Here is a 25,729-nt window from a genome sequence, read left to right on the forward strand (position 1 = left end):
GGAAAATTGAGATTCATTTAATATGAGTACCAATCTTCATTATATATCCATAGTGAGACTGATTGAGGGAATTTACAGGTGGGTTATCACATATAAGTTTCAGCATATAAATACTATAAGGAAATGGATAAACATAAAAGTTGACGTACTCATTATAGGCGGGGGTGGTGGAGCATATCCCGGCGGATTTAAGCTTGCTGAATCAGGTAAAAGTGTCTTGATGGCAGATCCAAAAGGGGTACTGGGAGGTAATTGTCTTTACCTGGGTTGCATTCCTTCAAAGACACTGAGGGAACTGATTGAGATAAAGTCAAGGGGTAAGAGACTGCTTAATTTTAATCATAGTGTAGATTTCAGATCCCTGCAGGAACATAAGGATAAGGTGCAACAGGTCAGATTTGAACAGCACAAAAGGGAGATGTCTGCATTCAAAAATCTTACTTTTATAAAAGGTACGGTAAAATTTACCGGAGAGAAAAGTGCTCTAATTACATCAGAAGGCGGCCAGATAGATGTGGAATTTGACTTCTGCATAATTGCCACTGGGACTGTTGTTTCAAGAATTTCCTTTCCTGGGTCTGATCAGTGCATAACAAGTGATGATGTTTTCAGGTTTGCCACTGATTTCAGGTATATCCCAAAGAAAATGGTGATTGTAGGTGGAGGTTATATTGCACTGGAAGTTGCCAGTATGTTCCACAATCTTGGCACAGAGATCCATCTGTTCGTGAGAACTGAAACTGTTTTAAGAAATGTGGATCGAGATCTGGTGAAATATTCATATCCACTCATTACGCCCTTTCGTGTTCATTTGAACACTACAATCAAGAGTGTTAGTGGAAAGAGGGGGAATTTAAGAATTAACTATACAGAAAATGGAGTCGACCTTGACATGGAAGCGGATGAAGTTCTGCTGGCCGTAGGAAGAAAGGGAGTGATTCCGGAAGGAATTGAACTTACGGGAATAAAATATGATCCGAGAGGGATAATCGAGGTATCTGAAACAATGAGAACCAGTGTTCCACACATATTCGCAACAGGAGATATTACAGGAAAAACCCCATATTTCCACGCAGCCGTACGAGAATCCATTGTAGCTGCAAACAATATAATTGGAAGAAATGAGGATAAGATGAACTTCACAGATGTTCCAGTATCCATCTTTACCTTCCCTCCAATTTCCTATGTGGGCATACTGAGAAATGAGGCAAAGAGAATGGGAATGGATATTGTGGAAATTTCCTATGCTCTCTCAGAAGATTCCCGTGCTCAAATGTACGAAGAGCAGGATGGGGAAATCAGACTGTTTGTTGAAAGGTCCTCAGGAAGGATTGTAGGAGGTTGGGTTGTGGGCATAAATGCACCTGAACTGATAAATGAGATAGGAACAGCTGTCTTTAACTCCCTTACAGTAAATGATGTTGCAAAATTCCCAGACCAGCACCCCACGACAAATGAAGGCATTTCAAAGGCAGCAAGAAAACTGGCTTAGGAAAGAAGAAAAATTCATAAATTATCTTACAAAGAGAGAAATATTGAGATTAATGGGATGAGGAATATAATGCCCGAAAACCAATCTAATCTCTACCAGGATGATTCAATAAGTGTTAAAAAATAATTCAAAGGAAGTTTCTTTTGAAAAATAGGGGTAATTCTAAATAATCAATCTACCACTTCCTTTTCCTGAAAGCGAAATAGAAAAGCACTATTATTAATGCAGCAATGACCGGGAGTATTATTAGCAAAACAGAAAATCCTGAGTTTACCTTATTCCTATTGAATGTAACATGGATTACCACATTGCTCCCATTTACAGTGAAGCTAGATGTAGAATTGCTTACGTATCCTTTGGAATAGAGAGAGAATGAATATGTACCGTTCGTTAGATTACCCCATATGAATGAGGAGGAACTTGATGACACATTTATTGAATTTATATTCACATACCACACTGTTCCATTTGGTATTCCTGTTTCTGTAAATGTGACTCTGTACTTGACCTGAACAAATGTAACATTTAAAGTTACAGGTAAGCCTGAGACTCTGAAATTGCTGTTGTATTTTGCGTGATAAGAAATTTCAGATGCCATGGCAGTGTAACTGTATGATCCGTTTGTCAGGTAAAATGATATGCTCTGTCCTGCTTTGGTAGTGTTTCCTAAACCGTTGGATATATGAACTGACCAGTATAAACCAGATTTTAGACCATCTTCCTGGAATAAGACAAGAAATGCTTTGGAGAAGTTTACTGGAACTGTAAGATTTGAACCATTAACCGTGAAGGTCCCGTTGGCTGAAAACCTTGCATTTTCATATGCGGAACCTATGAAATCATAGGTGCCATTTGTTAATGACATATTTATCTCAGAATGATTGGTCTGAGTTTCGTCGCTTGTCCCTGTGAGATTTAGGTACCATTCAGTATTATTTGGAATTCCATGTTCGGCAAACGTGATCCTGTATGTTGTGGGCAAGAACTGTACCTGAATCCTTTTTGAACCATTAACAGTGAAACCTGAGACATAGACTGGATGATACATCTTATCACCGGTCTGAATTTTTGCTGTATAGGAGCCATTTTCTAATTCCATATTGAAGAAACCTGCCTCTATTGGACCTGAACCTGATTGACCGGATACATTTACGTACCATATAGCACCATAGGGAAGTCCATTCTCAGTGAAATTGACATCGCACAGAACAGGAATGAAAGATACCTTTATATTAAGAGATACACCCTGAACGTTGAAGGAAGAAGAATTGGCCCTTAGGTTTTTATCAAGGGAAGATACTGTATAGGAATAGGAACCGTTAAGGAGAGAAAATGTAATGTTTCCCGTTGAGGATGAACTGTTGTTTCCATTGCTAAGATTTACAAACCATTCTGTGTTATTTGGGAGATGGGTTTCATTGAAAGTAACTTTTGTATAATATGGAGAAAAGATTACATCCAGTGATAGTGGATTCCCTTTTATGGTAAATGATCTGTTGTATGTTGCGCTATAAAGATTTCCCTGAGATTGAACTTTTACAGTGTATGTGCCATTGGAAAGGTGAGTTACATACTGATTTTTCATTATTGGTCCGGAACTATTTTCCCCGGTGATATTTACATACCATGGTATATTCTTACCAAGCCCCGTCTCACTGAAAGTAACCATGCAACCTGGAACCTGATATGTGAGTAAACCCTGCTCCGTTGATCCGTTCCTTATAGACAAATTATATTGGCCGTTTTGACCTTCTGTATAAACAAGATTCTTTGAACTTTCTCCTGTCTCATCCACGTTAAGTGAAAAGGGCTTTGTGGAGCCAATTTTATAATCGTTCATACCCATGGGCTTCTCCAGAAACTTCAGGGTACCTCCAGTGGGAAGTGTAAAGTTGCCTATTCCTAAGGACGGGCCACCAACAAGGCCTATCTGGGGATCTAGGCCACCAGAAGCATTGTTGTCAGGATATGGGCCATTGTAATAGTGGTTACCATTCCACTCATAACTGTAATTATATGAACCAATCACATATTTTGCACCTGGAACAGGCAGGGAGAGAGTTTGATTATTTACTGAGAAATATATTATGGAACCGAGTTCGCTAGTATAATTTTCCAGCCATGTAGTTATCTCAAAATCGTGAGGGAAGTGTATTAACTTTCCGGCCGGGAAGTCGTACGAATAAACTGCGCAATCTGGATAAAGACCGTAGAAAGGTGCAATTTTCCAGCCCGTGTAGTTAACAATCCATCCTGTCTTTTGCGATCCACTGATGTATATCACATTCTGTATCCAGTATATGGGTGCCCCAAGGGAATTTGCAAGGAATAAATTTTCCTGAATGGAGGCATTATAGAAACTGTTTATGGTATATTTGTTACTTGTAGAATTGAATAGATATGAGGTCACATTGAGACCAGAAAGATTCATATATGCCCTGACACCGTCCATTGCAAATATCTTACCATTAAAACTCCTGTTCAGAAGGAAAACTGTGAAGTTGTAATCGTTAAGCGACCCCCATCCTGTGACAAGGTTGTATCCATACCCTGCCTTGTAGAGATAGTTATTCCCGGTATCCACATTATAGACTACCTGCATAGGTAGGGTTGAGTTGTATGAACCAGTATCGATTGCTCCATTATCTGAATGGTAAGTGGCCTTTTGCAGCTGCTCATTTGCAATTCTGAACAGAGACGGATTTAAGAATCCTACATTTGAATTGTTATACATATTTAAGACTGCGTTCATTTCAGCAATCATTCCCGCTGTAACAGGCGATGCAATACTTGTCCCCCACACCGCAGCTTCCCCTGTTGTCCCATCTGAAGAAATGCAAATTAGTGTATTATTTCCTATTGCAGACAGATCGGGAATGCCAAGACCTTTTCCCTGAATCACACTATTTGCCATAGTGTTGTTTTCCCATGATGGCTCGGAGACGTTAATGCAAATTCCTCCAGCACTTCCAGCTGGTCCGCTATCTGCTGTATCTGCAGAGGATATATTCCATGCAATTTGCTTTTCTATGCCAAGATTACTATTCAATGTAAGTGTTGTACCCCCCACTGATGTCACACCGAAATCATTGTAACTGCACATAGCCGGGAAAGAGTTTATTGTTCCTACATACTTTGAACTCTTGGGGTTATCTCCAGAATCACCACTGCTTGCAAGTACAGTTATTCCTCTTGCCTGAGCTTCTTCGAGATACTGTTTCATGGAGGTGTTTTGCATGGCTGAAGATCCCCAGGAATTTGTGATCACAGATACATTCTTGAGGGCTTCAGCAGTTGAGTTGGGATTCAGAATGAAAGCATAGGCTGATAAAAGGTTCACCAGTGTAGGAGATGGCCCATAGACATTATATATTGTAGCACCTGGGGCCATGCTTCCAACCATTTCAAGATCCAGGGTGTTTTCATAATTAGCACCTGTGTGATCGTACTGGGCTGATGGCCCGGGATATGGTGCTCCATTTATTGGAGCTCCATACACATGGGGATGGGGTTCGTAGGAAGGTAGAGTTTTGTTAAAGTAATCACACACATTTGACTTTACAAATGGAGCCACGTCTTTTCCCGAGGAATTATTTCCTGACCAAAGTACGGTTGCCACAACCTCGTTGGTTGGATATGTTATATTTAGAAGACCCACTTCATCGTATGCCTTTTGAAGATCTGAGCCATAAATCAATTGAACTCCGCTATCATTGTAGGGCTGTATGTACCCGTTCTTCAAATATTTATTATCTGAAATTGTAGTTGGAGAAATTCCTAAATTTAGATTGTATTTGAACGGACTATTTGTCAATCCTGAAATTTCGGAAACATAATGTGCAATATATGAAGGCAACTCCGGGGCCGATGTTGCAAAATATGTCTTTGCATTCTTTGAACTTGTCACGAAAGTTGTGTTAATCGCCCTTTCCAGGGAAGATGCATTACCTTCTATAAGAATTGATATTCGATCAGAGAATTCCCTGACCTTCAATCCGGAAAATGAAGAGAAGTAGTTAACAGCTTGATTGTAAACATATTCTGGTGTGGAGAATCTCTGATCAAATTGATTTTTTGTCAGATACTTATGATAATATGGACTCTTAATGTTTGAAATGTTAGATAAATAACTGTTAAGTGCGCTCTGATTGTTGAAACTGAAGGATACCATGATCTCCGTTTTTCCTGTATAACTCATACCACCTTTTTCCATTAAACTCCCAGGGGCAAATGGCACTTTAATCATTCCATAAGACTGTGAACTCAACTGTTTTGCAGGGGTCTCATCCCTTAAAACTACTGAACTTTTAGTACTGCCTAAATTTTGATCAACTATGGAAAAAGATGAGAAAATCATCACCGTTACAATCATAAATACCAGTGCATTAATCACCATACTTCTTTTAAAAACAGGTTTTTTCATTTGGGGGGTATACTATAAGTACAATTAAAAGGTTTCCTCCTAAATGTGATTTTAATATAGATACATATTTTAAATAAAGCGACAAGATTTTATATTACTAATAAATGATGATCTATGGCAGACGATGAAATAATTGTTGTATCAACAAACTACATATCAGGATATAAGATAACAAAGGTTTATGGAACAATATGGGGGATAACCGTAAGAAGCAGAGGTATCGGTGGAAATGTGATGGCTGGCCTCAGGGCTCTGAAGGGTGGAGAAATAAAAGAATATATTCAGCTTCTGAACGAGGCAAGAACCATAGCTCTTGACAGACTTAAGGAAGAGGCAAAAACCCTTGGAGCCAATGCAGTTTTGGATGTAAAATTCGATTCATCAGACTTTGCACAGGTTATGACCGAAATAGTTGCCTATGGTACTGCTGTAAAAATTGAGCAAATTACAGAAAAGACTGAGCCTGTAAGCCTCTCATGATGAGCAAACAGTAAGGTTAAAATTATAAATATTACCTTTCAATGTACAAATATGATAGATGCATTATGGGAATGGGTTATTGTTGGGGTTGTAGTTCTTGTTTTATTTGGAAGTACGAAAAAGATCCCTGACTTTGCAAGAAATCTAGGACGTGCAACTGGTGAATTCAGAAAGGGACAGGCCGAAATTCAGGAAGAAATAAGAAAGACAATGGCCGGAGAGCCACTGAAGGCGGATGATCAGAAGATTAAGGATGAACAGACAATTAACCTTGCCAAAAGTATGGGTATTCAGACTGACAACCGCAGTGTGTCAGATATCAAAAAGGAGCTTGCTGAAAAGCTTAAAAGTGATAACTGATGGAAGATGGCCCATTAAAGGTCATTCTGGACAATATTGAGGATTTGCGTGTTGCCGTAATTAGGTCTGGAATTCCTGTACTGGTTTTCTTTGTAATATTTTTAATGTTTGACGCAAGGTACGTGACCTTCCTGGGCAGATCCATTCCCATGATTTATCCCGATCCCTACGAGAATATGGGATCGCAGTTTCTCAAACTCTTAATAACTCATGTTGTGACTGAAAAATTCCAGCTTCTTGCAATTAAACCTACTGATGGAGTAGTAGCCGATTTTTACTCATGCCTTTTTCTTTCTGTGATTGTGGGATCTCCTAATTTTTATTATCAGATATCAAAGTTCATAGGCCCTGCATTGAAGGCAAATGAAAAGGAATTGATAAGAATAACCTTGATGCCAGCCCTTGCCCTTTTTTTAACAGGAGCATTTATTGGCATATACTTCATTGCTCCTCTTCTCTTTGATATTCTTTACCAGTTCGATATAGGTGTTGGGGCACAACCCACAATGAGCATTACAAGTTTCGTTTCTTTTTTTTTAATTTATGTGATTGCCTTTGGTTTGTCCTTTGAAACCCCGGTTATAATGGTGGGGCTCACCTATATGGGCGTCGTTAATGCACAATTCTGGAGCAATAACTGGAGATATGCCGTTGTAGGTGCCCTGATATTTGGAGTTATATTCTCCCCGGGAGTGACAGGATTTACAATGATGCTTCTTGCAATTCCAATTATTGTGCTTTATTTTTTGGGAATTGCTGCGTCAAAGAGAGTGCAGAAAAAGAAAGAACTCCGAGAAGCTGTTACGAATATGGATTCACACGTGTGACTTTCTGTATTCTTCCAGCCCTTTGAGATCGATTTTTCCAGTGTCGGACGTACGCACATTCCTGATGTGATTCCTTATTCTGGCCTGGTCCACCGAAAAACCCTCCTTGGCATCAATAAATGTTTCATTATTCATCCTTATGGATTCTTCCATTGCATAATTTATATCCCCTATTCCTGATAGAATTCCATATCCTAAAGCCTCCGAAGAGGATAATTTTCCGCCTGAAATTAGCCTTGAAAATACCTTTTCACCCAGGGACTCCCTTAGCGTTACAGGATCCATAAATATTGGTGGCAGATGAAAACTGGCATCTGGATATGCGAAGTCACATCCTTCTGTTGAAATGAAACCGTCAGATATGATTCCAAGTTCAAGTGCAGCTCCCCATGCGTGCCCTGAGGCGTGCGTTATTACGGGTGCATTATGATTCTTTATAAGCTGCATTATGGCTGTACCTAATGAAACTATATTGCCGACAAATTCACTGTCTCTTATAAGCTTGCATGATGAATCGTAACCCAGTGAAAAGAAATTTCCTTTTGACCTGATCAAAATTGATTTTCCGCTTCCGGAAATTTCTGATAAATTTTGAAGCATTAGTTGAAGTATTTCCACGTCTATGGAAAATTCAGGAGGGTTGAATATGGAGATTTCATAATACTTTTCAAACTCCTCCATACTGAATTTCTTTTTCAGTACATCGTCAGGTTGTATCTGAGGTCAGCCTCCTCGTAAGTTTTTCTGTCCTTAATGCCGAGAACCTTGGAAACATGTTCCATAACCTTCTCATACGGTGATTCCTTACCATTTTCTATCAGGGGATACTCTCTGCCACAGATCAGCCTTCCCGCCTTTTCAGAGAAAAAGAATTGCTCGCCAACCTTTTTCAGAAGATGTATCTCCTCGGCCAGTTCCTTCGGCTCTTCAATTTTTTCCAGGTCCATTATATTCATAGATCATCACACCTCTTTCCGTCAAAGGATGGCCACCTGATGTTGTATCTGTCAATGCAGAAATCAAATATGTAGATAAGGCTATCCAGAAATTTATCTGCGTCCTCTTCTCCATAAATATAGTTTTCCTTCATTATATTTTTCAACTGAACCGTAGTGCTTTTCCCTTCGAGTACAGACATCATCCCATTCAGTACATTTATATGTTTCTTAAAATTCTCGTTCTTTTCAATCTTGTAGACCCTCTCATATTTTATTAAACTTTTCTTGATAAAATTTACAGTGTCGTCAATTTCCCCTGAATATAGGGAAGATCTTATCACTTCAATATCATAATCAGGATTCATTTAGCCACCCCCAAACCTCCAACGATTGCGCTCAACTGTGGGTAAACAAAGATCGTAAGAGAAAGACCGATGGTCAACACTGCTGCAAGAACAAGTGGAAGCATTACAGAACTTCCCAGATTGAACCTGTTATTTTCATTCTTCCTGAACATTATAATTATAATTCTCAGGTAGTAGAAAACAGATATTGCACTGTTTAAGATACCTATGACTGCAAGCCACCAAAGGTTTCCGCTTATCAGGGAGAGAAACAGGTAATATTTTGCAAAGAAACCTGCCGTTGGTGGAATTCCAGCCAGGGAAAGCATCAGTATGGTGAGGGAAATGGCAAAGAGTGGAGATTGTTTTCCTATACCTTCCAGATCCTTAATGTCTACCTTATCCTTGGCAACTGCACTGACAGAAAGGAATGATCCACCTTTCATGAATATGTAAACAAGGGAATAATACATCGCAGCGAAGATAGCCACAGTAAATGCGAATTCAGATGATGAGCCTGAAACCACTGCAAGTACAAGTATGAGATAACCCGCCTGTGCAATGCTTGAATATGCAAGCATTCTCTTGAGATTATTCTCTGAAAGCGCAGCAAAATTGCCGTATGTCATTGTAATTATGGAAACGATTACGAATAGATAGAAGACATCTGTGTAAAAATGGACAAAGCCCACAAGGAATACCCTGAGAAGTATGAAGAATGCCAGAACCTTTGTGCCTGATGAAAGAAATGCAGATACTGGATTGGATGTTCCGTCATAGGCATCTACGGCCCACTGCTGCATTGGAACCAGTGCAAGCTTGAAGCCAAAACCAACAAACAGAAGTATGAGGGCTATGAGCATGGCCCCCTTCACCGGAACCCCTGAAATGAGATTGAATGTACCTGTGGCTGTGTAATAATAGGATGATCCGAGAACAATGAATCCCGTTGCAATAATACCCGTGAAGAAATACTTAGCAGATGCCTCAAGATTCCTCTTACTCTTTCCGTATGCGGACAGTATGTATGTGCCCACGCTTACCCCTTCAAATGCTATGAATATGAATATGAGATTGAGACTGAAGGCTGCCACTATCATGCCTATATTTACAAATAGGAAGGTTGAAAAGAATATCTCAGGGTTATCTTTTAGGAGGGTTCCTGCTGAAAAGGCAACGTAGAGAGAGGACACAATCATTATGAGAGCAAAGTAAAGACCAAAATTATTGATCTGGAAAGCTCCTCCATATAGGGAATAATTACCTGAATCGAGCAACAGAAGAAGGATCATGGCAATCAAAAGAGAAACCATGGTGATACCTGTGTACAGCTTCCAGTTACGGAATTTTCGACCAAGTAAAAGCATTCCGAAGGCTACAATACCCAGAAAAATTTCGGGATACATTACTGTCAGATAAGTATTTAGAAATATATCGTTCATTCAGAAGACCCCCTTTACATAAGCAAATATCATATGATAGAACAATGAGGGGTATATGCCCAGAATTAGTATAATTATGAAAAGGAATGAAAGAACAAGTATCTCCATCCTTGTACCATCCTTAAGCTTCCCCAGATTTTCGTTGTATGGACCGTTTAATGACTTCTGCACCATCCACACGTGATATGATGCAGTGATGATCATTCCGAATATTATGAAGAAGATGATCACACCTATTACCTGATAGGAGGCCAGGACAATGGATGCCTCCGCTATAAATCCTGCTAGTCCCGGAAGTCCCAGAGAGGCCATGACTCCTGCGAGGAAGAATGTGGATATGAGAGGCATCTCTCTGAATAGACCGGAAATGGTCATATTGGACTGGCTTCCAGTTGTATCTTTGATTATGTACAGTGACGCAAATACAAGCGCCATTATGAGACCGTGTGCCAGTATCTGAAATATTCCACCGGAAAGTGCTAGGTATGCAATATTTCCTGTGGAAAGTATCCCGATTCCAAGAGATATGCTCAGGAAACCCATGGAGGCTGCACTTGCATATGCCATCATTCTCTTCATATCAGTCTGGAACATTGCAACCAAAGCAAAATAGATCAGACTGAAGATACCCAGAATTATTATAGTCCACGCAATTGCACTACTTATTACAGCCACTATTGGTAACAGGACTGCAAAGAAACCGTAACCTCCCATCAGAGAAATTGCCCCTGCCAGAACTATTGAAACTGGATATGGCGCAGTCGTATATGCATCAGGAAGCCATGAGTGAAGCGGAAATGAGGGCATTTTTACCAGGAAAGAGAAGAAGAAACCGAAGAGAAGGAAATCTGTCCAGAAAGAATTGGGTTTTGTTATGTGGTTTGTTATGAATGAACTGTTCAGGAGTTTTCCCATATTTAATGTGAACACATGATATGATGTTCCATAGAAGGAGAATAGAGTCAGTATGGAAAGGAGCAGAAAAACGGATCCAAGTTGAGTATAAACGAAGAACTTGAGGGCAGCCTTTTCCCTTCCATTTCCCCCATACATGCTTATTAACAGGAATACGGGTATTATGATGACTTCCCAGAATACATAGAAAAAGAGAAAATTTCTAGAGATCAGGAGACCATACAATCCGAGTTCTGTTGTTAGCATAAGACCATAAAAACTCCTGTCAAACTTTTCCCTGTTAGATACATATATGGCAATAAACATAACGACAGATGAAAGAAACAGGAGTGCCATGGAGAGCGCACTAACGCCTATGGAGAATGATATACCTATGGATACATCTATTGGATATGATGATAAGGAAAGGAAACCACCGTTATATGATGGGAATCTAAGGACTGCGTATATTCCTGTTAAAAGAAGAATGAGGAAGGATTCCAGTGTGGCGATTTTCCATGAACTCTCCTTAATAAAGAAAGATAAAAGAGCAAAAAGCAAAAGTAACAAGAATATTATCAATATAAACATTTTAGATACCTCCCACTATTTCCAGAATTAGCATAAGAACTGCAACTCCAATAACCAGGAATACGAAGTAATATTCCACGATACCATTTTGAATTCTTCTTAAAATGGACCCAAAACCCATTGCACCTGAACCCGTGGCCTCTATGTCCCTTGAAAAACCAGATTCTATTCTTGAAAATCCGGAAGATAGTGGCAGAATGGTTCTTTCTGCTATGATTCTTGTGAAAAGATAATCAAGATAATACTTGGCCTTAACAATCTTGTAGATTCTGTTCTTTGAAAGATCCATGTTCTTCCACATGCCGGTTCCATATACCGCTGCAATTACAATGATTCCAATGATCACCATGGTAAGAGGGGTATACTCAACAATGAATGGCACTGACACGTGAATGGTTGCTGGATAGATGAAATCATAGAATCTGTATTGTATTATTCCCAGTGTAAGGGAAAGGAATGCCAGTATCATAAGAGGTATAAGGGCTATGATAGGTGGATCCCTTGCCTCTTCGGCAAGCTTTGATCTTGGCTTGCCCATAGCCACAAGATAGAACATTCTGAATGTATAGAGAGAGGTCATCAATGCACCTATTACTAAAAATATCCAGGGGAGGATAGAATATATATTTCCACCACTTCTGGTGTAATACATATAGGCTGCATCAATGATTGTATCCTTTGAAAAGTAAGCCGCAGTTGGTGGAATGGCAGCCAGAGTTATTGACCCAATAAACATCAGGGTGATTGTCACTGGCATCTTCTTCCAGAGACCTCCCATCTTTCTCACGTCTCTCAGTTCCATCAGGGCTATTAGAATCGCTCCTGCGGTCATGAAAAGTAGGGCCTTGAACACAGCATGTACTACAAGGTGATATATGGAGAAGCCAATCACGCTGGTTCCAATAACTGATACCATACCCAAAGAGGCCATCATATATCCAATCTGTGAAATTGTTGAATAGGCCAATATTCTTTTCAGGTCATTCATTACTATACCCATAGTTCCCGCGAACATGGCAGTAAATGCTCCTATGAAAAGAACAGAATCCTGTGCCACATATGTTGCATTCTCATAAAGTGGCAATACTCTTGCTATGAGATAAACACCAGCAGTAACCATGGTTGCTGCATGTATCAGTGCAGAAACCGTGGTTGGACCCTCCATTGCGTCTGGAATCCAGACGTGCAGCGGAAACTGAGCCGATTTTCCTGCGGCTCCACCCAGGAAGAGGAGACCTATGATTGTTAAGTTTTGTGGTCCAACTTCACTGGCAATTAAACCTGCATTATTTATCAGGTATGGTATACTCAATGGAGATGAGACATTTCTCACAGTCAGGAGAGAGTAAAGGATTGCCAGACCAATAATGAAGAGAAGGTCTCCTACCCTTGTTACAATGAAGGCTTTCTTAGCTGCAGATGCTGCATTTGGCTTGAAAAACCAGAAACCTATTAGCAGATAGGAACATAATCCCACAAGCTCCCAGAAGAGGAAGAATTCCAAAAGATTTGATGAAAGAATCAGACCAAGCATTCCTCCTGTAAAGAGCGCAGTTTCCCCAAAGTATGTATTCTGTCTCGGGTCATCCTTCATATAGTAAATGGCAAACAAATGTATCATCAATGATACAAAGGAAACCATCAGAACCATTACAAGGGCAAGATGATCAACATAAATTCCTGCGTTGATGTTCCCAAACCAGTTGTATGTCTGATAAATGGGTACATTGGTAAGCCTAAGACTCAAATATACAAGAATTGAAAGAATAAGAGAAATCGTAATGGCTATGGATGCGATTATCCCACCAAGAACCTTGGTTTTTCTTCCTGCAAGAGCTGCTATTGGTGCAGCAATAATTGGCGTCAAAAATATGAACCATGCATAATTTAACAATGTTACCACCTGATCTCCTGTAGAAGAGAAATATCGATTTTCCCGAACTTTCTGTATATGGAAACTAGCAAGCTGATTCCAACAGCCGATTCAACGGCTGCTATGGCAATTGTAAAGAGTGCCATTACGAGAGGCGATAGATGACCTGAAGCCATTCCAGCAGAGACAAGGCTAAATATTGCAGAATTTAACATTACTTCCACTGAAATCAGCATCTTAATTCCCAGTTTGGATGTCATAACACCATAAAGCCCCACACTGAAAATTGCAAGGGCAAATAATTGAATCATATTTTCGTCCATTATTCCTCATCCTCCGCTGTATGGAACATTCCTATTATGCCGCCTACAAGAACAACTGAAAGAAGCTCAAATGGAATTATATATGTTGAAAATAATAGAGAGGAAATTCCTGCGATATTCTGCTGAAATGGTGTGTATGAACCTGGTATTGTGACTTCCGCAAAGGCAATAACCAGAAAGAAAAGTATAGATGCAATGAATGCGGTGGCCTTATTCAAATTCCTTACCTCCTGTGATCATAACTGTGAATACCATAAGCGCTGATATGGCACCAACATAGACCAGAAGCTCGATTGCCCCAATAAGAGTTGCTCCTAAATAGATGAAGTTAATTGAAAGGACAAATAGGAAAAACATTAGAAAAACGATACTTCTTAGAATATCCTTCTGACCCACCGATATTATTGCCATTGCAAGAAGCACTATGCCAATGATTATTTCTATTATTGTGAAGATCATCTCCTCACCTCATCCTCGTTTTTCTCCAGATCCGTTGGACTGTAGAAGAACGAGTTTTTAGTCCTTGCAGTTTCAAATACGTCTTTAAGATAAATTGCATCGGTTGGGCATATCTCCTCGCAATTTCTGCAGACAGTGCATGTTCCGAAATTAACAGATGGGTATATTTTTCTCTTGTTCCTTGGATTTTCCTTATCCAGATTTACCATGGTTATTGTTAGATTTGGGCACACCTGTTCACACAGAGTGCAGCCCACACAGTCATCCGTACTCAGATATATCCTGAACCTGAACCTATCTCCCTGATTTTCCTTTTCTTCCGGGTATTGGACCGTAACAGGCTTCTGGAAAAGATGCTTGAACACTGTGTACATTCCACCTATTGAGCCAAGAATTGGTATTCTCTTTGGCTCTTCAACCTCTTTTACTTCAATCATGAAATTCCCCCCAATACTAAAAACCCTGTAATTAATAGATTTATGAATGAAATTGGAAGAAGGTACTTCCAACCAAATGATACAAACTTGTCTATCCTCACCCTTGGCATTGAGAGCCATATGGTAAGAGATATTACAACTATTACAAGGGTTTTGATAAGAAGCCATATAAAACCAACATAATTGACAAATGGCCCATTATATCCACCAAGATAGAGCGTGCTCAAAATCATTGAACCCAGAAATATTGTACCAAACAGACCCAGATAGAACATACCAAATCTCAGACCACTATATTCCGTTGTATTTCCAGTTACAAGTTCACTGTCACTTTCCCCCATATCAAATGGTGAGTATGAAGCTCTTGCAGCCATTGAGATCAAAAATACGAAGAAGCCTAGAGGCTCAAGGATTGCAAATGGTATATTTTGAGCCTGCACAACCCCATTCAGATCCAGTGGTGATATTCCTTTTGTGGCAGATGCCATCATCACAATGGCGAGCACTGAAAGCATCATTGGGACTTCGAAGGATATATCCTTTGCAACGCCCCTCAATGAACCAAGAACTGCGTATTTGTTATTTGAAACTATACCAGACAGGAGTTCTCCTATAGGCATAATTGCAATTAAGGCAAACATTATGACAAGACTCACATCTGAGTGGGTCACTGTTAGTGTGCCCAGCCAAGCTAGAGGACCGTAAGGGATAAATATAAATCCCATTATGAGGGCGATGAATATAATCAGAGGTGCCACTTTGTATGGCAGATCGTCTCTCCCCTGTGGCATAATTGATTCTTTTTGGATCAATTTCAATCCATCTGCCATAACCTGTAGTACCCCAAATTTTCCAACCCTATTTGGACCTATTCTCATCTGGACCCTTGCCATGTATTTTCTGAAGAAATACACCATTCCTGCGACAACCACAGTTGCAAATATAATAACAATCAGAGTCTCAATAATATAGGCCAGAATATATGCAGGATAATGGCCAAGAAAACTCAAAATTGTGGCAATTCTTGTAAGCAGATTCATCTGTCCACCTCACCGAAAACAAGATCAATAGATCCAGATATGGCCACCATATCTGCTATGAGCACATCCTTCGAAAGGTATGGTAACACAGATAGATTCTTGAATGCAGGGCTTCTAACGTGAACTCTGTATGGTTTTACACTCCCGTCTCCTACAATATAGACGCCAAATTCTCCCTTTGTTGATTCGGTTCTTGCGTAAACGTCCCCTTCTCCTCTCAATCTTATCATCAATGACTTCTTTGCCTTTGGATTGAAATAAGGCCCGTCTGGAAGTTTTTCAAGAGCCTGCTTCACAATCTTTACAGACTGGCGCATCTCCTCAAATCTGACTATGAATCTTGCGAGAACATCCTTTTTCTTTGATATTGGAACTGTGAAATTTATCTTATCGTAAACAAGATAGGGCTCATCCTTTCTTACATCATAGGGAATCCCCGATGCCCTGAGCATTGGGCCTGTCACTCCGTAGGATAAGGCAACCTCCGGTTCCAGTATCCCAATGTTTTTTGTCCTTGAAATGAAAATATCATTTTTAACAAAGAGATTGTAGATCTCTTCCAGTTTCTTTGGAAATTCATCAAGAAATTCCTTAATCCTGTAAATGATCTTATCGTTGAAATCCTGATAAACTCCCCCTATACTCATGTAGTTTGTTTCCTGTCTGGAACCAGAGATTTCCGTGAATAGGTTCAGTATTTTTTCCCTCTCTTCGAAAACATAGAAAAATGGTGTGAGCATCCCAAGATCTAAACCGAATGCGCCTGCCCATACAAGATGTGAGGCAATTCTGTTTAATTCTGCCATTATGACACGAATCCATTTGACCCTTTCAGGAGGCTCAATATTTAGGAGTTTTTCAGCTGCTTCCAAATATCCAAGCTCCATATTCATTGCACCCACATAGTCCATCCTGTCAAAGTAAATGAGTGCGTCACAGTAGAAATCAAGTTCGCATATTTTTTCAGCATTTCTGTGCAAATATCCTATTATCGGTTCAACTTTCTTAACCGTCTCCCCGTCAAGAGTCAGCTTTAACCTTAATACACCGTGTGTGGATGGATGCTGGGGACCCATGTTAAGTTCAATATACCTATTCTTAAGACCAGACTCCATTATTACCACCCATCCCCTGGATCAAAGCTAACATAATCGTTTCCTTCCTCATCCATATTAACAAACTGCACCTTGCTCATATCATAGTCTTTCCTCAGTGGATAACCGTTCCACCCCTCTGGAAGGAGTATTCTTCTGAGGTCTGGATGTCCGTCAAATATGACACCCATCATATCGTACTGTTCTCTTTCATCCCAATTTGCGCTTTCCCACAAAGACGTCACACTTGGTATGTGAGTATCCCTTGTCTCGGTTTTAACAACTATCATAGAGAAGTTTTCTGAGGATTTCTCCAGGTGGTATATTACCTCTATTCTGTCACGGAAGTCCACCGAAGAGATAAGGGAAAGGTGATCATATCCCTCTTTTTTCAGGTCTTTCATTAAATCCAGAAGGTGGTCCCTGTCAATCCTCAATACTTTTCTTCCATCTTTTCCTGTCTCTTCTTTAATTTCATAGGCCAATCTGATCACCTGTCCGCTTCATTTCTAATCTTCTTTTGAAGCAAAATAATTCCATTTGTAAGAGCCTCAGGAGTTGGTGGGCACCCTGGAACATAAACATCAACGGGAACAACCCTGTCCACACCAAGGACAACTGAATACCCCTGATTGTACGGTCCTCCCTGTATGACACATACGCCCATTGCAATGACATATTTTGGATAGGGCATTTCGTCATAAAGCCTTCTCAGTCTTGGTGCCATCTTCTTTGTGACCGTTCCAGATACTATCATAAGGTCAGATTGCCTTGGTGAATTCCTGAAAACCTCACTTCCAAATCTAGAAACGTCCAGTCTGGATGCCTGGACTGCCATCATTTCAATGGCACAGCAAGCCAGACCGAATGTCAGTGGCCATATTGAGTTGCTCCTGCTCCATTCCATTGCCTTTTCCAGTGTTGTAGTTATAAAACCAGCATCCCCTGTCTTCATTTAAGCCACCTCATGTAACCTTTCCTGAACGCATAATATACCGCTGTCATCGGCATTAAGATAAACAAAATGGTTTCCATGAAGTCATAGAATCCAAGTGCCTTAAAATCGAATGCCCACGGCAGAAGAAGGGCCATATCCACGTCAAAAAGAATGAACAGAAGAACAATAACATAATATTGAACTCTAACAAAATTATTGTATGACCCTCTTGCAACCTCACCTGATTCGTAGGGTGCTGTGTATGAAGAACCCTTAACAGGAGAAGCTTCCTTGGCAAGATCCTTCAATATTTCAGAGGGTTTCAGAGATATTTTATTCATGTCAGATTTTGTTCTAGCCTGACTTAAGGCGGGAAGAATCGAGAATACTAAATACATAGCTAAGACCAGCAAAATAAGGGTGATTATGGCTGGTATGTATCCGTATAATAACATGGATTGGGTATTTGTGGAAAATATTTAAGTGTTGTTTAGATGCTCATTTTTTAATTGATTTCTCCAATGCCTTTGCTATCAGGGAACTGTCAACAGGTCTTCCAGTTCGGGCCACTACCTCCTTTCCTATTGCCGATATGTTTTTCTTTTCCTGGATTTCCCTCAATAAATCAATTAATTCTTCTTCGTCCACCGGCTTCAGGAAATCCTGAGTCAGTATATTTTCAGCATCATTTCCTTCTGATATCAATTCAAGAGCTCTTTCAATTGAGTATCTCCCATAATTATTTGAAAGACAGAAATCAAATACTTTTCTCAAAGTTGCATTATCTATTCTAATATTCTTCTTTCTCTCCAGCTCAGGTAATTTCTGTACCAGAATACGACATATCATCTTTGGTTCTCCCTTTTCAGACATCTCCTCAAAGAGGTCTTTGCTATTGCTCCATATGAGAGTTGAAGCATCCTGCTGCGATATTCCATATTTTGATGCCATGTCCCTTATCACATCCTCAAGTGGCAGTGGTGCATTTTTCCTTGCATTTTCCATCATATCCGTGGAGATTTCAATTACAGGTATATCCGTTTCAGGATACATTCTGCTTGAACCTGAAAGTGGCCTCATAAATCTTGTAGTGTTGTCTTCCATGGCAGCCCTTGTCTCTGAAAAATCTCCTGAGAGCAGTTTTTCAATCCTCCTATTTATCACTTCTTCAACATGTTTTGCGTTTGCCTCTTCCTCCAGAAGGATCAGGAATGAATCGTTCTCTTCAAGATCAAGAAATTCACATACCCGCTCCTTCTCTTCCTTTGTAATTCCGTATGCAGGTAGTTCATCATAGTGCAGTATTCCCTTTATCCCAATCTGCTTTAATGCATCTGCTATTTCCTTTCCAAAGCGGTAATCCCCGTTTTTCAACAGACCTTTTCCATTCTTCAATTTTGCAAGAAGAATATCCTTTCCATTCTCTCTGGAGTTGAGAATCATTCTGGAATTGGTTTCGTTAAAGATAGAGTTGTTTGCTACAAAGGAAATTGGCTCCGTGCCCCCTCTGGATTTCCATATTTCAACTGCTTTGGATAGATTGGTCTGCCTGCTCATTTCATTTCTCAGAATTTCTGCAATGGCATTTAGCTTTGATACACCTTTTATCTCAACCCTTCCGTAGCCCATTGAGAAATTAACATCCTGCCTTATGCTGTCTGCACCCTTTCTCAGTAAACCTATAGATATCAGCCTTTCTCCAATTTCTCTTGCAATTTCAATTGCCCCTTCAGGAGAAGTTATATCTGGCTCTGTGGAAATTTCAATTAGGGGAATCCCAAGGCGATCCAGTGAATATGTGACCGTGTTTCCATCCTCTTCAACCTTCCTGCATGCGTCCTCTTCAAGACATATGGTGGATATCTTTGACCTGTGATCTCCACGCTTCACTTCGCCCCCAAAACTTATAAGGGCAGTTCTCTGGAATCCACTTGTGTTGGAACCATCTATTACAACTTTCCTCATCACCACTATTCTGTCCAGGATCTGAGATCCAAAGGATGATGCCATCCTGAGGGCAGTATTTAAGGCTTTTTGATTTATTCTGTGTGGAGGTTCTTCATCGCATTCCACAAGGCACGAATTATTGGTAGCCAGATATTTGAAAATCCTTTCTCTTGATTCCTCATACAAAGTTGAAACATCAGATAATCCCGATTCACCAGATGATGCGTGTAGATTTCTGATGAAGGATTCACCGGTCTCCTTTCCCTCTGATTCGCAACTGCAATAAAGCTTTCCCGTGTTTACCTGAAGATGTACCTCGAGACCTATTTTCGTATCTTTTGGAAACTCCATAATCAGAACACCCCTATTTCTTCCCTTTGCAGAATTTCTCCCCTCATATCAGTTACCATTCTCTTTTGCCATTCAAATTCAGGATAGTTTCCCATTATGACCATCATTTTTGTAAGAGCCGCCTCAGGAAGCATATTTCCAGCCCATGTGACCCCTGCCCTTGCCAGGAGCCTACCAGTGGAATATACATCAAGATCTGTTGTACCATAAATGCACTGGGTCGTCATAACCGCAAGCCTTCCCGAATCTGTGTATTCCTTAATCACGTCTATGAATTTCGTGGAGATGTGCCCCAGTCCTGTCCCCATTATTACCACTCCGAGCTTTTTCTCAAGATATTGGGATAGATCATCAGTTTCAATTCCAGGATGGAAGTAGAGTATTCCTGCTCTCTTTTCCAATCTTTTAAAGGCAGATGTCTCTTCCGATCTTTTTCTATATTTGCCTGAAATATTTACCAGACCATTTTGGAAGTATCCCAATGGATTTTCCCCGATTGACTTGAATGCATCTCTTCTTGATGAGTGCATTTTTCTTGCCCTTACTCCGCGGAGAAGAGCGATACTGTCATCTGAAATTGATGAGTGCATTGCTATTCCGACTTCTCCAAAATCCGTAGCGGCAAAATTTATAGCCGCTTCCATGTTCAGATAGGAATCTGTGCTTGGCCTGTCAGAACTCCTTTGTGACCCGACCATTATAACTGGTACTGATAATTCTTTGAGAAGAAATGAGAGTGCGCTTGCAGTATATGTCATTGTATCCGTCCCGTGCGATATTACAATTCCTTCTGATCTTTTTGATTCCTCCACTATTTTATCAGCCAGCTGCAACCACTGATCAGGCTCCATATTTTCACTGAGTATGTTCAAAAATGGTATGCTTCTTACATGGTATGATTTTTCCATATATTTGAAACGTGAAGTTATTTCACTTATGTCCAGTGATGGAAACACCGCACCGGTTGAATAATCAACCTTGCTGACTATGGTTCCTCCGGTACTAATAACAGAAATATTGGTACCCTCTCCCGATTCTCTTGCATATTCCCGTTCTATTTTATTGATCTTCTTTCCTTCACTAACTTCACTTATTTCATCGGGTATAACCATTATATTGTATCCACTTTCAAGCTTGATATTGATATATTTCTCCTTGACCCCTAGAACAACCCCTCTGAGTTTTTTTCCCTTAAGGGTGAAGTCAATTATTGAACCTTCATGGAGATCTTTACCTTTGGGCATATTCCATAATTAATTGTGGTATTTTGATATTTGCCAAATGGGTATTATAGAAATTTTTTCTCAATTCCCAGAATTCTGGATAAGCTTATTGCATTTAACGGCGCATTCCCATTTGGATGATTATTGAAAAACACATATATATCCTTAAATTTTCCCTCTGCATCTTTAATCCTTTGAGCCACGTCCTCGAGTTCTTCGCTTGAATAAAAATAATTGAATTTTTCCATTCCAACGGCTTTTAAAAATTCCGGATTTCTGCCATGCATTCTCACATAGGACACTCCCCTGTTTCCTCCTATCCTGTTCAGGTTGATAAAATAGTTATCCGCACTCACAGGTATAAAGCCATTATCCTCTATAATTCCTGTTATGTGATCATTCTGTATCCGATCTTTTACCCTTGGCTCAATACACAGATATGCGTAGGCAGAGGTTATTTCAGATATATCATTCAGGTATCCTTCAATATCTACCGTTCCAGGAGGAACTGTCATCAAAATCATCACTGAATCCTGTGCCTTCGAAATTGGTTTCACTACATTTTCATTGAAAACATCCCAAAACTGCTTCTTTACACTGATTTCTGACTTTCCATGGCTAATGTCTCCAGGCAGCTTTACGGAAAAATTTATCCCCGGGCTGAATTTTTCAACCCATTTTTTAACTACGTCCCTTGAGGGTATTCTATAATAGGTTGAATCAACCTCAACAGCGTTGAAGAAATGGGAATAATATTGAAGGGATGGCTTAGACTTCCCGTAAAATTTTGCCTTCCAGTCACTGTAAGCCCATCCCGAACATCCAATCAATATCATGGATGTATTTCTTTGAATACTTCCCTTGATATGATCAGTCTCTGAATCTGGTTTGTACCTTCATATATCTGGGTTATTTTTGCATCCCTCATGTGCCTTTCTGCATCCAGATCTGTTGTATATCCATATCCTCCGAAGAGTTGCAGGCATTCAGTAGTTACTTTCATAGCCACATCCGATGCTTTCAACTTTGCCATGGAGGATGGCTTGACACAGGGCTCATGTTTGTCCCATTTCCTGGCCGCATCGTATGTTAAAAGACTGGCAGCTTCTATTTCTGTTGCCATATCTGCTATCATGAATTGAATCGCCTCGAAGTTTGAGAGCACCTGCCCGAACTGTTTCCTCTGTTGAATATATTCAACTGCCTCTTCAAAGGCCGCTCTTGCAATTCCAAGGGCCTGGCACGCTATTCCAATTCTTCCTGCATCAAGGGTTTCCATGACTACCTTGAAGCCTTCATTTAATTTTCCAACCATATTTGATTCAGGGACCCTCACATTTTCAAAAACGAGTTCCACCGTTGATGAGCCACGTATACCCATTTTGTGAATATCTCTGGAAATTCTGAACCCGGGAGTATCAGCATCAACTACAAAGGTTGAAATGCCCTTGTGCCCCTTTGATGGGTCCGTAACGACATCCACAACATAGAATTTTGCAAGCCTTCCGTTGGATATAAATATCTTTGATCCGTTGATTATGTAATCATTCCCTTCCTTAACTGCTGTTGTTTTAATTGCGGCTGCATCACTTCCAGCACCTGGCTCAGTAAGGGCAAGACCACCTACTTCACCATTTACTACCCTTGTAAGGTATCTCTTCTTAAGATCCTCACTGCCAAACATCAGAACTGGTTCTGCAAATAGAGTTAAGGCGCCATCAAGTACCAGAGATGTACTTGGACATGCCTTTGATATCTCCTCGATTGTATGCATAAGAAAAGAGAAGCTCATTCCGTATCCCCCATATTCCTTGGGAAGATAACTTGCAAAGAGACCCAGCTCTTTCATTCTATTGATTATTTTCTCAGGGACCTCCTCTTTTGCATCTATTTCCCTGGCCAATGGTTTGACCTCTTCCTCAGCAAATCTCTTCACATATTGTAATACATCCAGTTCCTCCTGACTTAAACCTTCCATATACCTAAATATCCTCTATGTTAATATTTTTCACCAGACTACTTAAACCCTGATAAAAATCACAGAATTTTTTAATAAAATTGGGATAAATTACTATGCCATTCTGCACTTCCATTTATCTTTAATCTGATAGGAGATGAACTTATGAATAATATGATTGAAAGGAAGATAAAGTCTTATTTTTTGGACATCCAGTCAACAATGTCCATTTTGAACAGAGATGTTTCTACAACTTCATCCCTTCTGTAAATTTCAGCAAATAATAGATTTGCCACATGGAGGTCTCTCTCCTTTCCACTCTTTTCATAAAGGTCGTACATAAGACTGATTTCACAAAACTCCCCAAGTTTTCTTAGAATCTCCTTTGAGTGACACTCTGCGTAACCAGACTTTATTGCCTCATCCAGATATTTCCTTGTCCTTTCATATGCTACCTCAAGATTTTCTCTGACCATATTTCTCTTAATATTTTGCATTATAGCATCCATTTTTTCGAAAAACAATGATGCAGCATTTTTCTTTATTATTGCCTCCAGCATATCTAGCGACTGAATATTGCTGGTTCCTTCCCATATGGATGTCACAAGGGCGTCTCTGTGAAACTTTGCAATGGGGAACTCTTCGAAGAAACCTATACCCCCAAAAATTTCCATAGAATATTGCGTTATTTCATCGGAAGTCCAGGCAGCCATATTCTTTGCAATATGGGAAATGAATCTTGCATAGTTGTAGTTATCATCATATGGAGGTTTTGAATCGTATGCATCGCTGAAAAGCTTAGCTGCATAAACGGATAGGAGAGTGGCACCTTCCAGTTTAACTTCCATGGTTGTAAGGTCCCTTATCATTAAGGGATGCTCAATTATTCTCTTCCCAAAGGCTGATCTTCTCTCTGCATGAAGATACGCTTCCCATATTGCTTTTCTTGCAATACCAACAGCTGCAAGTGCATCGTCTATTCTGGATACAGTCAGGATCTCCATTGCGTAATATATCCCCTTCTCCTTTTCCCCTATAAGATAAGCCTCTGAATTATTCATTTCAACCTCTCCGCTTGGTACAGCAATGGTTCCCATCTTGTTCTTTAACCTTCTGATGTTGTAATTAAGTTCCCCCTTTGAGTTAATTGCGGGTACAAAAAATAGAGAAAGGGATCTTACTCCACCTTCCTTATATTTTGCCGTTACAATTGCACCGTCGGCAATACCTGCATCACTTGCAAAATATTTGTCCGTTCCAGTCAGATACCACTTATCTCCTCTTTCAACTGCAATTGTATTGTTTGCACCCAGGTCGCTTCCACCCTTAGTCTCGCTGTAATATGTTGCACCATACCATGGTTCCTTTTCATCAAGGTATTTTGAAAGGAATTCCTTCAGTCTTGGATCATCTCCATATTTCCTCAGGCCATAGGCAGTCTGTGCTGTCAATGTTAATGTACAGAATATACCTGAGTCTGATATTACATAACCACTTACATAGTGATATAACCAGTCATCCTCTCCGCTTGCACTCTTCTTTACAACGCCTAATTCCTGCAGTTTATTCAATGCCCTCCTGTGTTCAGGCGAGAGCCTAACATAGTCTATCCTCTTTCCATCCAAGTCCCATGTAATCAATTCAGGTTTTCCCTTATGATCTACAAAATCCATTATTTCTATGAGTTCCGATGACACAAATGCCCCAAGTTCCTTGAGACCTTTTTTCTCCTCAATGCCAAGATAATTGAGAAATGAAATCAGCGGAAGATCGTCCGAAAAGTAATTTATGTTATTTCCCCGGAATATTCTACAAAACTGATCTTTCATAGTCAATTATTGTCTATTACGATAAATACCATTTGCAAATTCAAATTTCTTTAAGAACAAAATTAAAGTATTGGCTATCGTGATTGGTGTAAATTAATTGTAATCCAATTGAGATGAGTGAATATTAACAATGGAAATAGGAAATCAGAATCATTTCTTATGCTGGTCATTTTACGTGTGGCTGAGACTCCCTCACATATTGACCATATCTAAAAGACTTTTAACCTGAACTAAATTACAATTTGGGGCTTGTAGTCCAGTGGTTATGACGTCGCTCTCACACAGCGAAGACCGCCGGTTCGAATCCGGCCAGGCCCATACTGTGTAGGGGGATATAGATAAGACCGAAAAAAGTTGTGAATTTCATAGATAGTATATTAATAAAAAAATATTAATTATCTAAAATTTTTTTGAATTCTTGTAAAATTCTATGAGTATTTTTACAATCTTGGTTTTTAGATTCAGGTA

The 25,729-nt window shown here is 39.9% G+C and carries 25 protein-coding genes and 1 tRNA gene; 5 read left to right on the forward strand and 21 right to left on the reverse strand.

What is annotated here, in order from left to right; translation table 11 throughout:
- Positions 1–22 precede the first annotated feature (22 nt).
- Positions 23–1,492, forward strand: a complete 1,470-nt coding sequence (locus ACNF42_RS03540; RefSeq protein WP_443339057.1) for a dihydrolipoyl dehydrogenase — start codon at positions 23–25, stop codon at positions 1,490–1,492.
- Positions 1,493–1,667: 175 nt separating this feature from the next.
- On the opposite strand, the gene ACNF42_RS03545 is transcribed toward ACNF42_RS03540, so the two are convergent.
- Positions 1,668–5,915 carry a S53 family peptidase gene (locus ACNF42_RS03545; RefSeq protein WP_443339059.1) on the reverse strand — a complete coding sequence of 1,416 codons (4,248 nt, stop codon included), beginning with the start codon at positions 5,913–5,915 and terminating at the stop codon, positions 1,668–1,670.
- A 114-nt stretch (positions 5,916–6,029) separates the two neighbouring features.
- On the opposite strand from ACNF42_RS03545, the gene ACNF42_RS03550 reads away from it, so the two are divergent.
- From ACNF42_RS03550 to tatC, 3 genes are read left to right on the forward strand one after another with little or no spacing between them, the layout of a single operon-like run.
- Positions 6,030–6,395 (forward strand): heavy metal-binding domain-containing protein, encoded by a 366-nt coding sequence (locus tag ACNF42_RS03550; RefSeq protein WP_443339062.1) that lies wholly within the window; start codon positions 6,030–6,032, stop codon positions 6,393–6,395.
- Between the two features lie 51 nt (positions 6,396–6,446).
- A complete protein-coding gene (locus ACNF42_RS03555) occupies positions 6,447–6,755 on the forward strand; it encodes a Sec-independent protein translocase subunit TatA/TatB (protein ID WP_443339065.1) in 309 nt (102 codons plus the stop codon).
- Entirely contained in the window at positions 6,755–7,582 is an 828-nt protein-coding gene (gene tatC, locus ACNF42_RS03560) for a Sec-independent protein translocase TatC (RefSeq protein WP_443339068.1), read from the forward strand. Before ACNF42_RS03555 ends, tatC begins: the two co-directional genes overlap by 1 nt.
- Here the strand turns inward: tatC and ACNF42_RS03565 are convergent.
- The 20 genes from ACNF42_RS03565 to ACNF42_RS03660 all read right to left on the reverse strand — a co-directional run bounded on the left by ACNF42_RS03565 (position 7,571) and on the right by ACNF42_RS03660 (position 25,261).
- A complete protein-coding gene (locus ACNF42_RS03565; RefSeq protein WP_443339070.1) occupies positions 7,571–8,263 on the reverse strand; it encodes an enoyl-CoA hydratase-related protein in 693 nt (230 codons plus the stop codon). The two genes, tatC and ACNF42_RS03565, sit on opposite strands and share 12 nt — an antisense overlap.
- Before the next feature lie 14 nt (positions 8,264–8,277).
- The gene (locus ACNF42_RS03570) at positions 8,278–8,538 is read right to left on the reverse strand and encodes a hypothetical protein (protein WP_443339072.1); all 261 of its coding nucleotides are present in this window, start codon (positions 8,536–8,538) and stop codon (positions 8,278–8,280) included.
- Positions 8,535–8,885 carry a hypothetical protein gene (locus tag ACNF42_RS03575; protein ID WP_443339073.1) on the reverse strand — a complete coding sequence of 117 codons (351 nt, stop codon included), beginning with the start codon at positions 8,883–8,885 and terminating at the stop codon, positions 8,535–8,537. Before ACNF42_RS03575 ends, ACNF42_RS03570 begins: the two co-directional genes overlap by 4 nt.
- The gene (gene nuoN / locus ACNF42_RS03580) at positions 8,882–10,306 is read right to left on the reverse strand and encodes an NADH-quinone oxidoreductase subunit NuoN (RefSeq protein WP_443339075.1); all 1,425 of its coding nucleotides are present in this window, start codon (positions 10,304–10,306) and stop codon (positions 8,882–8,884) included. The genes ACNF42_RS03575 and nuoN overlap by 4 nt, the downstream gene beginning before the upstream one ends.
- Positions 10,307–11,791, reverse strand: coding sequence for a complex I subunit 4 family protein (locus tag ACNF42_RS03585; protein ID WP_443339078.1), 1,485 nt, complete (start codon positions 11,789–11,791; stop codon positions 10,307–10,309).
- Between the two features lies 1 nt (position 11,792).
- On the reverse strand, positions 11,793–13,694 hold the full coding sequence (nuoL, locus tag ACNF42_RS03590) for an NADH-quinone oxidoreductase subunit L (RefSeq protein ID WP_443339080.1): 1,902 nt from the start codon (positions 13,692–13,694) through the stop codon (positions 11,793–11,795).
- The gene (gene nuoK, locus ACNF42_RS03595) at positions 13,688–13,987 is read right to left on the reverse strand and encodes an NADH-quinone oxidoreductase subunit NuoK (protein WP_443339082.1); all 300 of its coding nucleotides are present in this window, start codon (positions 13,985–13,987) and stop codon (positions 13,688–13,690) included. The genes nuoL and nuoK overlap by 7 nt, the downstream gene beginning before the upstream one ends.
- Positions 13,987–14,205, reverse strand: a complete 219-nt coding sequence (locus tag ACNF42_RS03600) for a hypothetical protein (protein WP_443339084.1) — start codon at positions 14,203–14,205, stop codon at positions 13,987–13,989. The genes nuoK and ACNF42_RS03600 overlap by 1 nt, the downstream gene beginning before the upstream one ends.
- Entirely contained in the window at positions 14,198–14,446 is a 249-nt protein-coding gene (locus ACNF42_RS03605; RefSeq protein WP_443339086.1) for an NADH-quinone oxidoreductase subunit J, read from the reverse strand. The genes ACNF42_RS03600 and ACNF42_RS03605 overlap by 8 nt, the downstream gene beginning before the upstream one ends.
- Positions 14,443–14,883, reverse strand: coding sequence for an NADH-quinone oxidoreductase subunit NuoI (gene nuoI / locus ACNF42_RS03610; RefSeq protein WP_443339089.1), 441 nt, complete (start codon positions 14,881–14,883; stop codon positions 14,443–14,445). Before nuoI ends, ACNF42_RS03605 begins: the two co-directional genes overlap by 4 nt.
- A complete protein-coding gene (nuoH, locus tag ACNF42_RS03615; protein WP_443339091.1) occupies positions 14,880–15,923 on the reverse strand; it encodes an NADH-quinone oxidoreductase subunit NuoH in 1,044 nt (347 codons plus the stop codon). The genes nuoI and nuoH overlap by 4 nt, the downstream gene beginning before the upstream one ends.
- Entirely contained in the window at positions 15,920–17,038 is a 1,119-nt protein-coding gene (locus ACNF42_RS03620) for an NADH-quinone oxidoreductase subunit D (RefSeq protein WP_443339119.1), read from the reverse strand. The genes nuoH and ACNF42_RS03620 overlap by 4 nt, the downstream gene beginning before the upstream one ends.
- Before the next feature lie 2 nt (positions 17,039–17,040).
- Positions 17,041–17,502 carry an NADH-quinone oxidoreductase subunit C gene (locus ACNF42_RS03625; protein ID WP_443339093.1) on the reverse strand — a complete coding sequence of 154 codons (462 nt, stop codon included), beginning with the start codon at positions 17,500–17,502 and terminating at the stop codon, positions 17,041–17,043.
- Positions 17,503–17,507: 5 nt separating this feature from the next.
- Entirely contained in the window at positions 17,508–17,972 is a 465-nt protein-coding gene (locus ACNF42_RS03630; RefSeq protein ID WP_443339095.1) for an NADH-quinone oxidoreductase subunit B, read from the reverse strand.
- A complete protein-coding gene (gene ndhC / locus ACNF42_RS03635; protein WP_443339097.1) occupies positions 17,969–18,409 on the reverse strand; it encodes an NADH-quinone oxidoreductase subunit A in 441 nt (146 codons plus the stop codon). Before ndhC ends, ACNF42_RS03630 begins: the two co-directional genes overlap by 4 nt.
- A 43-nt stretch (positions 18,410–18,452) precedes the next feature.
- Positions 18,453–20,252, reverse strand: a complete 1,800-nt coding sequence (gatE, locus tag ACNF42_RS03640; RefSeq protein ID WP_443339099.1) for a Glu-tRNA(Gln) amidotransferase subunit GatE — start codon at positions 20,250–20,252, stop codon at positions 18,453–18,455.
- Between the two features lie 2 nt (positions 20,253–20,254).
- Positions 20,255–21,496 (reverse strand): Glu-tRNA(Gln) amidotransferase subunit GatD, encoded by a 1,242-nt coding sequence (gatD, locus tag ACNF42_RS03645; RefSeq protein WP_443339101.1) that lies wholly within the window; start codon positions 21,494–21,496, stop codon positions 20,255–20,257.
- Positions 21,497–21,540: 44 nt separating this feature from the next.
- Positions 21,541–22,305 carry a DUF72 domain-containing protein gene (locus ACNF42_RS03650; RefSeq protein ID WP_443339103.1) on the reverse strand — a complete coding sequence of 255 codons (765 nt, stop codon included), beginning with the start codon at positions 22,303–22,305 and terminating at the stop codon, positions 21,541–21,543.
- Positions 22,306–22,307: 2 nt separating this feature from the next.
- The gene (locus tag ACNF42_RS03655) at positions 22,308–23,453 is read right to left on the reverse strand and encodes an acyl-CoA dehydrogenase (RefSeq protein ID WP_443339106.1); all 1,146 of its coding nucleotides are present in this window, start codon (positions 23,451–23,453) and stop codon (positions 22,308–22,310) included.
- 176 nt (positions 23,454–23,629) lie between these two features.
- Positions 23,630–25,261: an acyl-CoA dehydrogenase family protein gene (locus ACNF42_RS03660; RefSeq protein ID WP_443339109.1), complete on the reverse strand. Its 1,632-nt coding sequence runs from the start codon at positions 25,259–25,261 to the stop codon at positions 23,630–23,632.
- 245 nt (positions 25,262–25,506) lie between these two features.
- Between ACNF42_RS03660 and ACNF42_RS03665 the strand changes: the two genes are divergently transcribed.
- Positions 25,507–25,579: transfer RNA gene (locus ACNF42_RS03665), tRNA-Val, on the forward strand.
- Positions 25,580–25,729: the final 150 nt, after the last annotated feature.

The sequence above is a fragment of the Cuniculiplasma thermophilum genome, assembly GCF_052315355.1.
In the GTDB taxonomy this organism is placed as follows: Archaea; Thermoplasmatota; Thermoplasmata; order Thermoplasmatales; family Thermoplasmataceae; genus Cuniculiplasma.